The sequence below is a fragment of the Flavobacterium sp. TR2 genome, from assembly GCF_025252405.1.
Lineage (GTDB): Bacteria > Bacteroidota > Bacteroidia > Flavobacteriales > Flavobacteriaceae > Flavobacterium.
Map to the genome: position 1 here is coordinate 2,061,722 of NZ_CP104307.1, position 13,776 is coordinate 2,075,497.

The following is a 13,776-nucleotide window of genomic DNA, read 5'->3' on the forward strand; positions in this document are numbered from 1 at the left end:
TCTGGTTTAAGTTCAAGTATTTGAAAAATGAGCGTGTAAAATTTATAAAACAAGAATGTTAAATTTTTTAAAGAATATTAAATTATCCCCTGAAAAGAAATTCTGGAATTATTTTTTAAATAACAGGAAAGAGCTGGAGAGTTTCATAGATTCCGATTTAACGGATTACACAGTATATAACAAACTGACTGATGAAATCAGGAAATTTTCAAGTTTGCTTTTTGCTGAAGTAACGAAGCATTCTGACGAGAAATATGTGTTAATTTTAACTCCTGATGGAAAATTTGAGGGTATAAAAGATACTCAAAAATTATTTGATTCAAGACCTGAAATAGATAATTGGATTATTGAAAAATTTAGACAGCCTAGAGACAAAATTCATTTTAAATATGATGGATTAGAGTTTCCTAGTTCAGACATAGAAATATTTGCTGAATTAAATCCTGAAAAAGAAAAATTCGACTTGCAGATTTTTATAAGAAACATGCATTTTGATGAACAGAAATATCAGACAATTGCATGGTTATATCTTGATAATATATTGGGAGAGTTTAATTCAATTACTAAAATTGGCTACGTTGATTTTTTTAATCTTGAAGATGGAAAAACTGTAAAAAATGGAATTACAATTTTAGAACTAAGAAAACTAATAGATAAAGAAATTTATAAGGTTTACTAAGAAATCTTTAATCTTTATAATAACAGAAAGCTCATATACTTACTAAAAATAAAATGACATGATAGAAGAACTACTTAAAAAAACTAACGATAAAAAGTTTTATAATGATTGCGATTTGAAGCTTGAATCTTATAGATTTGAAACTTCAACTAGTTCTTTGGAAATGATACTTTCAATTAATCAGAACAGTTATGATATACCTGTTGAATATGAAGAGTGGAAATTATCATGCAGAAATACTGAAAAATTTGACGGCTTTTTTTGGAGCTTAACCTTGCCTTATGTTAAAATGAAAATTTTGCAGCATCATCCTCTATTGTTAATCTTTCATGAAAGCGAAATTGAATGTGAAATCACAGGCAGGCCAGCTAATGTAAATGAATTTATTGGAGATATCAGTAATGCTCTGGAGAGAGAAACAGGAAATTGGATTACTGTAAATGAATACTTTTGGAATAATGAGGAATTCTACCAAAATTATGCAAAGAGAACAATCATGATGCCTAAGTCTCTAGGGAATTCCATACTGAAAGTTTGTGAAAAGAATAATTTAGGCTTTCAAATAAAAAGTGAACTCGTTGGTGAAAAAAAAGGGTATGCAGATAAACCAAATGCTAAAATTCTAATTTTTGGCAATGAAGATGTTAGTCCTAATGATTTTAATCTTAGACAGCCATATATAATTGCAGAAGAATTTATCGCAGAAAGAATTAAATAATGCGACGGAATATTTAATTGTAATTTTGTTAAACAAAAAAGAGACTTTAAAGTCTCTTTTTGTGCGAATTAATATATCTTTTATAAAAGCTTATTTGGCTTTTAAAAGTTTTTCCAAATATTCGACTTTGTCTTTTTCGGCTTGAACCAAACGTTCATATAGTTTGATCTGCTGTTCATGAGCTTCTATTAGTTTATCTAATGGATTAAACGAACAGTGATTAGAATACGGTGCATTAACAATACCACCAGTAATGTCGTTATCGTATATATTGTTAAAATAATTAATCACGCCTTCATCAGAAAAATTTTTAATTGCTTCCACGCTTACTCCTAGGGCTTTTGCCACTTCTTTTAATTTTTCATCATCAATGTTTTCGCTATTTTCCAAAATAGAAACAGCCTGCTGGTTTGTGCCCATAGCCTGTGCGAGTGCTTCCTGCTTCATGTCTTTCAGTTCACGGATACGGCTGATCTTGCGCCCCATGTGGTTTGGTTTTGTTAGTGTGCTCATAGCTCAAAGGTAATAATTAAGAATAAAAAAGCCAGATTTATGTATGATACATATTTTCTCATGTATGGTACGGGACATTTTGATAGCGTACCATACAGGTAATCGCTTACTTGCCAGTGTGTTTAGCAAAAATACAATTTTTCAGACAAGTATTAACTAAAATGAGTAAAATTATGAAAGCAATTCAAAACACCGCATCCGACTTGATTTATCGAGTTATTTCACAGAACATCGATCCAATAGGCATCTACTGTTTTGCAGAGAAGAAAAGCAGTTATACTTTTAATGAGCCTTTCCAGAAATCTGTTCAGAAAGTAAAGCATGTCCATCTTTATCTGCTGGTCATAGCAGAAGAGTTTGAGGATAATATCGGCAATGACCTTACCGATAAAATAAAAAGCAGATCAAGAGGACAGATAACGGTAACTATTCTCATGCACAGCCTGAGAAATATCGTCAAATTATATGGAGACCAGCAGTATTTCTTCTGGAATATTTTTAAGAATGCGCAGAGGATTCATATAGATGCATACAGATCGCCTATAATCTGGGCTAATAATCCAGAAAAGAGATATGTGAAAAGCACTTCAGCATACGCAGGAGACAGAAGAAATGTTAGTGAATCAATCTGGGATCTTATCTATAATAACGACCAGTATTTTTCATATGAGGTAAGAATGTGTTCACTTCACCAGATAGTGGAACAGACCTGCCTTTCCCTTATAAGGGTATTTCTGGGATATACCCCGAATCACTTCTCACTGGGCTACTTATTTGAGCTGTGCGAATATTTCACGAGCTTGACTTCTGAATACTTTCCCCGAAACAGCAGTGATGAAAAAAACATGTTCAAGATTTTGAAAAAGAATCCAAACACGCTTCGTTTCAGCAGAAGCAATAGTTATGGTTACGATTACTATGGAATAATGGAAGGCAGATGCCGTGATTTTATGAAAGGAGCGGAAGCCATGATCCAGAAGGAACTTGAGAGGCTTGAGGGAATCCATCAGCAGGAAGTTTTATCTGCATAAAAAAAAATAAAGTTATGGAAACCAATAAAATCAAAAAACTGGAAGACATAAGGAGGTTAAGCGGAAAACTGCTTAATGCCCTGAAAAAAGCAGAGGACAAAAGAGGGATGTATAATGCGGAGATCAGGGTTTATGGCTATTGCGAACTTGGTTCAGTTGTTAGAAACCTAATGAAGCTCTGCATTATCGCTTTAGATCAGGACAGCGTAGAAGTTCCGTCTACGATTCAAAACCAAAACATTGATGTTGGGCTTATACTGGGAATTGCACTGCAATTATTTCCAGTTGATGAACTTGAATTTTTAAATGAGATTACGGATCTGTTTTCAGAGAATAAAGAAGAAACAGAATAGCCAGCATAAAGTTTTAATATTTAGAATTATGGAAACTGATAAAATAAAAACACTGGAAGAATTTAAAGATTTTGCATCTTATCATTTTAAACTGCTTAAACCTGCCAAAGATAAAGACGGAGAATCAATACGCGAGATAAGATTTTACGGCTACTCGGATATGACGTGTCTGGGAGTGAATCTCATTAGAATGTGCCTGAATATCATTTATTCGGATGAACTTGATAATAGGGAAATATACCTAGGCTCTGTTCTGGAGCTTGCCCTTCAGCTGATTCCAAGTGCAGAAATTGAGGTTCTGGATGAAATATACAGAATGCTCAATGAGAAGAGTGTCGATAAATAAACATGGCGTTTCCCAATAATGCCATAACCGTCTTCATGGATATATTATGTCCATGACATTGACATAAATGCATGTTATCTTTACCGAATAAAAAACTACGTTCTACGGCTTTCACAGGTATATTTTACCATTGAAAAAGAAAGCAATACCGATTATCTTTACATGATCCTGCCCAAATTTTGGGCAGGATGCGTATCGAATTCTGGTTTATCTTTGCGGTAGAAATCTATATATAGATTTCTATTCTCATAAACGGCTGTCCCTGTCACAGACGGCCTTTAAAATTAACGCACATACCGCACTTCCGCCTGAAAAATGATTTCAGGCAGGGCATCGCTGTGTTTATATTAACACAGAAATCAATTTAAAAAATTAAAGCATATGGAAAGTTTAGAATCACTGTTCCGTTCATTTGAAACAGGCATCAGAAGCTCAAAGGCCGTAAAGCCTAAAGCGTACCTGAAAAGCATCGGACTGGAATATTCAGACCTGAGAATAGGCTTTAATTCGGGACAGTTCCACCACCGCAAGACCCTTAAATCCAAAGAAAGGTTTGAGGAGCTTGGAGTAATAACCAAGAGTGATGCAGGAGTGCGGGATGATTCTCTGACTGCCTATACCGTCTTCGGGCGCTATGGGCTTATATTCCCCCTGCTGGACAGAGAGAATGCGATTGTAAATTATTTTGCACTCCGTTTTGATCTGGAAAGCCCTAAGGAGGAATATCTAAACCAGAAGGGAATCTATCCTGCATATCCTCATCCATTGACTAAAAAGCTTTATCTGGCGCCTACTGTTATTGACTGCGCCAGCCTGATGCAGAGCAGAATACTGGATCAGAGAGAAGCGGTCATAGCGCTTCATGACGGGGAACTGCTCGATGAGCATATTGAAATTATCAAATCATTGAATGGACTGGAATCAATAGTAATCTTTAAGCGGTGAGAAAATGGAGAAGATCAGATTACAAATGCAGGAGGCAAGACCAGACGTTCCGCTTTCGATAGCGGAACTTCCCGAGGGGCACAGTCTGAATGACATGTGGGTCAATTATGGAGCGGAAGGGATATCGAATCTTTTAAAAAGCGCAAAAACAGAAAAAGCAGGCGAAGGACTGCAGATTGTAAACGGCTACAAAATCAGCTACAAAGGCCTCTCGGGGATTTTCTTTGTTCTGGGAAACCTGCCGATGGACTTGGGGAATCTCAGGATTTCGCTTCAGATTGTGGAATACAATACAAACAAAAAACACAGGCTTAAAATCGACCTGTTCGATTTTGCAGGCGTTCAGACCCAGTGCACGGACTTATCCGAAAAGCAGGGATTTGATTATGAGAGCCTTGAAAAAGATCTGGTAACGCTTACCGATCTTCTGGAACAGCACAGGGAATCGCTTTTTGAGGCTGAAATAAACCCGATTGCGGAACGTTTTGCCGAAAAGGAGCTTACGCCTCAGGCGCAAGAAAATGCGGTCGCATTTCTCGGAAAACCCAGACTGCTTGAAAATATAGACAGGCTTTTGGAGCAGAACGGCATTGTGGGCGAAGAAGAAAACAGAATTGTGCTTTTCATTCTGGCATCGAGCTACAAAATGCCCTATCTGATGCACGGGCTTGTTCAGGGATCAAGCGGTGAGGGAAAAAGCCATCTGATAAACGGGATTGCAGGATGCATGCCTCAGGAGGATGTGATGAATATGACACGAATTACAAGCAAATCGCTCTATCACTACAGGGATAAGGAGCTGATCAACAAGCTGATTATCATTCAGGATTTTGACGGGCTTGATGAAGAGGCGCAGTATGCCTTCAGGGAAATGCAGTCTGCCAAATTCCTGACAAGCTCCACTGTGGTAAAAGACATATTCGGAAACAACAGGGGAAAGATCAAACAGGTTCAGGCGCATTTTGCCAGCCTTACCACAACCACTAAAGCCGAGGTATATTATGACAATATGAGCCGTTCGGTGATTTTGGGAGTTGATGAAAGCCAACAGCAGACGCTGAGAATCATTAAAAAACAGAACCTGAAAACAGCAGGACAGGCAGACAGCGAAAAGGAAGAGCAGGCAAAACAGCTTCTAAGAAATGTAATGCGGGTGCTTAAATCCTATGAGGTTGTAAATCCCTTTGCCGATAAGCTCAGTCTTCCGCTGGAAGCCAGAATGCTCAGAAGACTGAACTCGCAGTTCCAAAACTTTGTCTGCCAGATTACAATTCTCCACCAGCACCAGAGAAAAACCGATTCTAAGGGCAGGCTTATAACCGATAAAGCAGATATTAAATCAGCCGTTGATGTTTTCTTCAGTTCGATTATAATCAAAGTGGACGAGCTTGATAAAAGCACCCGACAGTTCTTTGAGAACCTGAAAGATTTTATAAAAAAGCAGAAAGAAGGAACGTCAAAAAAGTTCACGGCAAGAGAGATAAGACAGGGACTCAATATCAGCAAAACATCCGCTTTCAGATATATGCAGTTACTACAGGAACTTGAATATATCCAGCCTGTTGAAGGCTCTTTTAACAGGGGCTTTAAATTCATGATCTCCTACTGGGATGATATGGAAAAACTCAAAAGCAGGATCAGAAAAGAACTGCACAGACAGCTTGAAGAATTTTAGAGAAATCAAGGAAACTAAAAACTCAAAAGTGGAACACCACGGAACGCCAGCGGAACACTGGAAGCCTTGAAAATACTGGCAATACGATACTGGTGTTCCGCGTTCCGCGGAGTGTGCAAGCGCACACTTTTTTAAAGCAGAAAATGAACAGCAAAATCTACATTAAAAAATATAAGATCAAATGAAAAAAACGATACAGAGCAGAGAATTTCTAAGACTTGCAGTAGCATTCGGAGAATTTGTAAAAGTCAGGAACTACAAGCAGGGAAGATCAAATCTTTATAAAAACATCATAACGGAATTTCTGATCTGGCTGGAACAGGCAGGAATCAGCAGAATCGAGAATGTAACCTCAAAAGAATCGGTGAAGTATTTGGATTATCTGAGTTCAAGACCAAAGAAAAGAGGAAACGGCATTCTGGCTGAAAAAACAATAAAACTGCATCTTTTTGTGCAGGGGCTTTTTCAGGTTTATCTGCTTGAAAATAAAGAAATCCAGAATACCTATTATATCCCATCGATCACAGGCGGAACGCAGAAACCGAGAAACATTCTAACGATTGAAGAAATAAAACTGGTGTACCATCATGCGGAAAATGAAATGGAAAAAGCCCTGCTTTCCATTGCCTACGGATGCGGACTGAGAAGATCTGAAATAGCTAATCTTGATTTAAAAGATGTGAACCTTAATAAAGGAATGCTGGTTGTAAGGAAGGGAAAAGGAAACAAAAGGCGTGAAGTTCCAATGAGCGATACTGTTCTGAACTATCTGACAAAGTATGTCAGGGATGAAAGGCCTGAAAGGCTGACTGGGAGAAACCAGAATGAGGAAGCCTTTTTCATCAACAGCAGAGGCAGAAGATCGACAGGCGAAAACCTTAATGAGATTTTAAACAAGATGATTGAGCAGACGGGAAAATTCGAGCTTGTCCAGAAAGAAATAACGCTTCACTGCCTGCGCCACAGCATTGCCTATCATCTGGCAGAGAATAATGCGGGAATTGACTTTATACGGAGTTTTCTGGGACATACGCAGATCAATACCACCTACATCTATGCGATTCAGAACAAGAAAAGAAAACCAGTAGTAAACTTCTAAAAACGTAACCAATGGAAAACAAGAAACCTGATTTGAAAAATTACCTCAGAGGAATAGTAACAGAAAAAACAGCGGAGAGCTACCTCTATACAATCAATCACTTTTTAAAGACCAATCCAAAGGCTAAGAGATACCAGTACAATGATATAGTCAAACACATGGATAAAGTCAGCCAGAAGCAGTCCAACGTGCAGTACCGAATCAGAATACTCTCAGCAATAAAAAAATATTATGACTATCTGGTGCTGTACGGCTATAGAAATGACCATCCCTGCAGAAAGCTTAATATCAAGATAAAAGGTAACCAGACTATTCAGGTGCAGGATCTATTCAACAGTGCGGAACTACAGCTTTTAATGGAACGGGAGAACCGCTACAAACATCTTGACATGAGAAACAGTGTTCTGATTTCCCTTTTAATCTATCAGGGACTTGCCAGCGATGAGATTGCCATACTGGCTTTAAAAGATATTGATCTTGATAACGGCACAGTTTACATTAAAAGCTCTGCCAATCTCAATAAAAGAACGCTGGAGCTTGTGCCAAAACAGATGATACTGTTTCATAATTACATAAATGAAACCCGACCTGCTCTGCTTCGCGGGAGCAGTGATAAATTCATATTGACAAAGCTTGGACAGCCTATTGTTGTAAATAGCATTCATGCCATGATAGAGCCTTTAAGAGCATTATTTCCTGACAGGAAATTAAATCCCCAGACTATCAGAATGAGCGTGATCTGCAACTGGCTTAATGAGAAAAACATTCCATTAGAAAGAGTTCAGGAACTTGCAGGACATAAGTGGCCGGGAACGACTGAGAAGTATATTAAAGTAAACAGTACCCAGCAACGGGAAATGATTAATCGATATTTTCCTAATATTTAAAGCTCCTAATAATAGGAGCTTTTTTTATTTTTAATTACATGATTAAAAATAAAAAAAGTCCCACCGAAGCAGGACTAAAGATTTTCATCTACGGCATATAGCCTTATTGTGATAAGATTAAAGATTAGAATTTTTAATCAGTTACAAATATATATAAAAAGAAATTATATATAAAAAGGAAAACCGTAAAGCGGTAAATTGTTTTTTATTTATCTTTCGAAGTTGTTTAAAAAACGATTTTATCATGGCAAAAATATTAGGTTTAGATTTAGGAACAAATAGTATTGGATGGGCAATTGTGGACAAAGATGGGGATGATTTTTCTCTAGTTGATAAAGGAGTCAGAATTTTTTCTGAAGGGGTAAAATCTGAAAAAGGAATTGAAAGTTCACGTGCCAGTGAACGTACCAATTATAGAAGCGCTAGGAAAATAAAATACCGAAGAAAACTGCGAAAGTATCAAACATTAAAAGTTCTTTCAATAAATGGAATGTGTCCGTTATCTATTGATGAAGTGGAAGAATGGAAAAAATCAGGATTTAAAAAATATCCGCTTAACCCTGAATTCTTAAAATGGCTTCGAACAGATGAAGATAAAAATATCAATCCTTATGCTTTAAGAGATAAAGCCAGCAGAGGAAAGGTTACTGCCTTCGAATTTGGAAGAGCATTATATCATATTGCGCAGAGACGTGGATTCCTCAGCAATAGACTAGATCAATCAGCTGAGGGAATATTAGAAGAACATTGTCCAATTATTCAAACAATAATTGAAGATTTAGGTTCTACGGATGAAGTAATTATTGAATTAAAAGACTATTTTTTTAATACCGGAATTATTGATGAAAATATCAAAGGCGGATTTAAAAAAGATCTAGACGATGGAGAGTCTAAACTCAAAACATTGTATAACGCGCTGAAAGCTATTGCTATAAAAAATGGGAATGATATTGTTAAAGCAAAAGAAGAGATAATTGCCAGATTAAACAGAAAAGAAGATTTAGGAGCGGTAAAAAGGGAAATTGGAGAAATTTCCCAGGCAATTAAAAATGGTAATTTTTCAACATTAGGACAATATTTATTTAGTTTATATAATAGAGATAAAATAAGAAATAAATATACTGCAAGAGAAGAACATTATTTAAAAGAGTTTGAAATAGTTTGTAAGATTCAAGGAATTCAAGGTGTCAATGAAAATGAGGCGTTGCCAGAAAAAAGATATTTTGCATTGGCTAAAGATTTATACAAAGCTATTTTCTTTCAGCGTCCTTTAAAATCACAAAAGGGATTGATTGGAAAATGTTCTTTTGAAAAAAGCAAATCTCGTTGTTCTATTTCCCATCCCGATTTTGAACAGTACAGAATGTGGACTTATTTGAATACAATTAAATTTGGAACTCAATCAGAAAAGACGCTAAGATTTCTATCTCAAGATGAAAAGTTAAGTCTGATACCTAAATTTTTAAGAAAGAAAGATAATTTCAATTTTGAAGATTTAGCAAAAGAGTTGATTCCCAAAGGAGCTACTTTTGGATTTTATAAATCATCTAGAAAGGATGAATTTCATTACTGGTTTAATTATAAATCAACAGATACAGTTACAGGCTGTCCCCTTTCTGCATCTTTAAAAAACACAATTGGAGAAGATTGGGAAACAAAAACATTTACTTATAAAACATTAAATTCAAAGCAAAAAGAAGTTTCTAGAACTGTTGATTATAAAGATTTATGGCACCTACTATCAGTATCAACTTCAGATATTTATTTATATGGATATGCAAAGAATAAACTTGGTTTAAGTGATAAAAATGCAAAGGCTTTTAGCAGAATTCGTCTGAAAAAAGACTATGCAAGTTTGAGTTTAAATGCCATTAATAAGATTCTGCCATATGTCAAAGAAGGTCTGTTATATTCCCATGCAGTATTTATGGCAAATGTTGAAAATATTATTGATGAGGAAATTTGGAGTGATGAAATACAAAGAAAATATATTCAAGATAAGATAGCCTTAATTATACAAAATCATACGTATGAAAATAGTCTATTAGAAGTAGTGAACTCTTTGATAAAAGACTGCAAAACGGATAATTGCTATTATTCGAAGGAAGCAGAAGATACTTATAAAAATGATTTGAATAAAAAACTGCTCCCATTTTTCAATTATAATTTCGTTGAAGATAAACAAGCTGTGTTGGATAAATTATTTCCAATATTTATTGAGCAGCTAAAAACCCATGAATTTGTAAAAATTAAACGCTTGGACGAAAAGGTTTTAGAATTCTTAAATGGTGAAAATGAAGATGGGCAAGTATTGTGCAGTAATGAAAGGCGTTTGAAAAAACTTTATCATCCATCAGATATTGAGATTTTCAAAAAGAAAATCATCAAAGATGAATTTGGAAATGAAAAATTAGTGCTAGGCAGTCCTTTGACTGCTTCTATAAAAAATCCGATGGCGATGCGAGCCTTACATCAATTACGAAAAGTGTTGAATACTTTAATTTTTGAAGGGGATATTGATGAAAAAACAAAAATTCATATAGAAATGGCTCGTGAACTCAACGATGCTAATAAAAGAAAAGGTATTCAGGACTATCAAAATGAATTAGAGAAGAACCGAAAAGAAGCAGCTTCAGAAATAAGGAAGCTTTATTTAGAAGAATGCGGAAAAGAGATTGAGCCGACCGAAGATGATTTACTGCGTTATCAGCTGTGGCTTGAGCAAAATAGAGCGGAAATATATGAACAGGGTAAAAATATAAGTATTTGTGATATAATCGGAAGCAATCCAAAGTATGATATCGAACATACTATTCCAAGAAGTATTTCTCAAGATAATTCTCAAATGAACAAAACACTTTGCAGTCAAAGATTCAACAGAGATATTAAAGGAAATAAAATGCCTATTGAATTATATAACCATCTTGAAATCATTCCGAGGATAGCTCATTGGAGAGAAGAAGCCGACAATTTAAGCAGAGAGATTGAAATAATTACACGCTCTATAAAAGCTGCAGCAACAAAGGACGTAAAGGATAGAAAAATAAGACGAAGACACTATTTAACACTAAAGAGAGATTATATAAAGGGAAAATATGAGCGATTTATTTGGGAAGAACCTAAAGTAGGCTTTAAGAACAGTCAGATTCCAGACACAGGAATTATAACTAAATACGCTCAAGCTTATCTAAAATCGTATTTTAATAGAGTGGAAAGTGTAAAAGGCGGAATGGTTGCGGAATTCAGAAAAATTTGGGGTATCCAAGAAAGCTATCAAGAAAATGATAAAAAATACTTTTTTGAAAAAGACAGAAGTAAACATACCCATCATGCAATTGATGCTATTACAATTGCCTGTATGACCAAAGAGAAGTATGATGTATTAGCTAAAGCTTGGGTTTTGGAAGATAAAGAGCAAGTTAACGCCGCACGAAAGTTATTAGCTGATTCTAAGCCTTGGAAAACTTTTAAGGAAGATTTAAAGAAAATAGAAGAAGAGATTTTGGTTTCACATTATATGCCAGATAATATAAAAAAACAGTCAAAAAAGATTGTCAGAATTAGAGGTAAAAAACAATATGTTGCAGAAACGGAAACAGACACTAATGGTAAAACTATTTTAAAAAAAGATGCAAATCAAAAGATAATTTACAAGATAGATAAAGACGGAAAGAAAATTCCAAGGTTGCAGCAAGGTGATACTATTCGGGGGTCTTTACATCAAGACAGTATCTATGGGGCAATTAAAAATCCTTTGAATAATGAAGAAATCCGTTACGTCATTCGAAAAGATCTAGAAAATATCAAAGCTTCTGATGTGGAAAATATTGTTGATGAGGTTGTAAAAGAAAAGGTAAAAGAAGCCATTGAAAATAAGGTTTTGGTGATTTCGTCCAATCCACAGCAAAAAAATAAATTAGCTGAAGGTAAAAAAGTTTGGATGAATGAAGAAAAGCAGATTGCAATTAATAAAGTGAGATTGTATGCTAATTCAGTTAAAAACCCGTTGGAGATCAAGGAACATAATCAATTATCCAAATCACGTCACGAACATAAACAAAAAGTGTATGGGCAAAATGACGAGAATTATGCAATGGCAATTTATGACCTAGATGGTAAAAGAGAATTTGAGTTAATTAATAATTTTAACTTGGCAAAACTAATAAAACAAGGGCAAGGTTATTATCCTCTGTTTAAAGAGAAAGATGCTAAAGGGAAGAAAATACAGATTCCAATTGCAAAAAGTAATAGTAGGGATGTAGTTTTAAGAAGAGGACAGCAGGTTGTTTTCTATGACAAGGAAAATGAAAAGCCGAAAGATATAACAGAAATAATTGATTTTGCAGGGAGGAAATATATTATTGAAGGATTGACCATTCAAAGAATTAAATCAGGGAATAATGAGTTTGAATACGGTGTACTAACTTTTCGCTTTTTTAATGAGGCTAGAAAATCTGATGAAATTAAAAAAGATAATTTTAAGCCAGACGGAGTTTTTAAGTTAGGTGAAAATAAGCCGACAAGAAAGATGAATCATAGCCAGTTTTCTGCATTTATTGAAGGAATTGATTTTAAAGTTTTGCCATCAGGCAAATTGGAAAAAATCTAACTTGTTTAATTGCATTCATATATTTAATATCAAACATCCAAACCACAACGGAAATCGACTTTCGTTTTTTGTTTCAACGATTTCCGTTGTGGTTTGATTAAAGATTAGAAAACACGATACTACTGGCTACTACTGACGAACAGCGCAGAAAGTTGTGGTTTGATTAAAGATTAGAAAACACGATATTACTGGCTACTACTGACGAACAGCGCAGAAAGTTGTGGTTTGATTAAAGATTAGAAAACACGATATTTGTCTGGTCTCTATCTCATCTAGCGCGAAGTTGTGGTTTGATTAAAGATTAGAAAACACGATATTTTACTCTTAGGCAAAGGTTTAGACGGCAAAGTTGTGGTTTGATTAAAGATTAGAAAACACGATATTGGGCTGACCCGAGCTTAAAATCTTCTTACGGTTGTGGTTTGATTAAAGATTAGAAAACACGATATTTGAAATTTTTGATTTAGACAATCTTGATAAGTTGTGGTTTGATTAAAGATTAGAAAACACGATATTAGGATATGGAAACGATGAAAAAAATTGGAGGTTGTGGTTTGATTAAAGATTAGAAAACACGATATTAGAAGCAGATACAGCATCTAAAAAAGCAGAGTTGTGGTTTGATTAAAGATTAGAAAACACGATATTCATTCTGCAAAGATACACAGGACTTTAATGGTTGTGGTTTGATTAAAGATTAGAAAACACGATATTAAATAAAAGCATTCTAAAATGGCTATTAAAGTTGTGGTTTGATTAAAGATTAGAAAACACGATATTCGTCTTAAAGGAATTGACGGAGCAATTATCGTTGTGGTTTGATTAAAGATTAGAAAACACGATATTCAGGACAGCGCGGTATATCAAGAAAAATGGTTGTGGTTTGATTAAAGATTAGAAAACACGATATTCCATATAAGA

At 35.1% G+C, this 13,776-nt stretch carries 11 protein-coding genes and 1 CRISPR repeat array (1 of these 12 running past the window's edge); of the genes, 10 read left to right on the forward strand and 1 reads right to left on the reverse strand.

What is annotated here, in order from left to right; translation table 11 throughout:
- The first annotated feature begins 55 nt into the window (after positions 1 to 55).
- Together N4T20_RS09350 and N4T20_RS09355 are read left to right on the forward strand one after the other, a co-directional pair.
- Positions 56 to 679 carry a hypothetical protein gene (locus tag N4T20_RS09350; protein ID WP_260672757.1) on the forward strand — a complete coding sequence of 208 codons (624 nt, stop codon included), beginning with the start codon at positions 56 to 58 and terminating at the stop codon, positions 677 to 679.
- A gap of 58 nt (positions 680 to 737) precedes the next feature.
- Positions 738 to 1,397 carry a hypothetical protein gene (locus tag N4T20_RS09355; RefSeq protein ID WP_260672758.1) on the forward strand — a complete coding sequence of 220 codons (660 nt, stop codon included), beginning with the start codon at positions 738 to 740 and terminating at the stop codon, positions 1,395 to 1,397.
- 90 nt (positions 1,398 to 1,487) lie between these two features.
- Here N4T20_RS09355 and N4T20_RS09360 read toward each other — a convergent pair whose 3' ends face one another.
- Positions 1,488 to 1,910, reverse strand: coding sequence for a helix-turn-helix domain-containing protein (locus N4T20_RS09360; RefSeq protein ID WP_260672759.1), 423 nt, complete (start codon positions 1,908 to 1,910; stop codon positions 1,488 to 1,490).
- A gap of 173 nt (positions 1,911 to 2,083) precedes the next feature.
- Here N4T20_RS09360 and N4T20_RS09365 point away from each other — a divergent pair, with 173 nt between their 5' ends.
- The 8 genes from N4T20_RS09365 to cas9 all read left to right on the forward strand — a co-directional run bounded on the left by N4T20_RS09365 (position 2,084) and on the right by cas9 (position 12,855).
- Positions 2,084 to 2,941 (forward strand): hypothetical protein, encoded by an 858-nt coding sequence (locus tag N4T20_RS09365; RefSeq protein WP_260672760.1) that lies wholly within the window; start codon positions 2,084 to 2,086, stop codon positions 2,939 to 2,941.
- Between the two features lie 14 nt (positions 2,942 to 2,955).
- Positions 2,956 to 3,294, forward strand: a complete 339-nt coding sequence (locus N4T20_RS09370; protein WP_260672761.1) for a hypothetical protein — start codon at positions 2,956 to 2,958, stop codon at positions 3,292 to 3,294.
- Complete coding sequence (locus N4T20_RS09375; protein WP_260672762.1) at positions 3,248 to 3,640, forward strand: hypothetical protein; 393 nt, start codon at positions 3,248 to 3,250, stop codon at positions 3,638 to 3,640. Before N4T20_RS09370 ends, N4T20_RS09375 begins: the two co-directional genes overlap by 47 nt.
- Before the next feature lie 381 nt (positions 3,641 to 4,021).
- A complete protein-coding gene (locus N4T20_RS09380) occupies positions 4,022 to 4,585 on the forward strand; it encodes a hypothetical protein (RefSeq protein ID WP_260672763.1) in 564 nt (187 codons plus the stop codon).
- A 4-nt stretch (positions 4,586 to 4,589) separates the two neighbouring features.
- A complete protein-coding gene (locus N4T20_RS09385; RefSeq protein WP_260672764.1) occupies positions 4,590 to 6,260 on the forward strand; it encodes a hypothetical protein in 1,671 nt (556 codons plus the stop codon).
- Positions 6,261 to 6,441: 181 nt separating this feature from the next.
- Positions 6,442 to 7,359, forward strand: a complete 918-nt coding sequence (locus N4T20_RS09390) for a tyrosine-type recombinase/integrase (protein ID WP_260672765.1) — start codon at positions 6,442 to 6,444, stop codon at positions 7,357 to 7,359.
- Positions 7,360 to 7,370: 11 nt separating this feature from the next.
- Complete coding sequence (locus N4T20_RS09395) at positions 7,371 to 8,246, forward strand: site-specific integrase (protein WP_260672766.1); 876 nt, start codon at positions 7,371 to 7,373, stop codon at positions 8,244 to 8,246.
- Positions 8,247 to 8,490: 244 nt separating this feature from the next.
- Positions 8,491 to 12,855 (forward strand): type II CRISPR RNA-guided endonuclease Cas9, encoded by a 4,365-nt coding sequence (gene cas9, locus N4T20_RS09400; RefSeq protein WP_260672767.1) that lies wholly within the window; start codon positions 8,491 to 8,493, stop codon positions 12,853 to 12,855.
- 85 nt (positions 12,856 to 12,940) lie between these two features.
- Positions 12,941 to 13,776: direct repeats of the CRISPR family, unit length 36 nt; unit sequence GTTGTGGTTTGATTAAAGATTAGAAAACACGATATT (it continues 1,439 nt past the right edge of the window).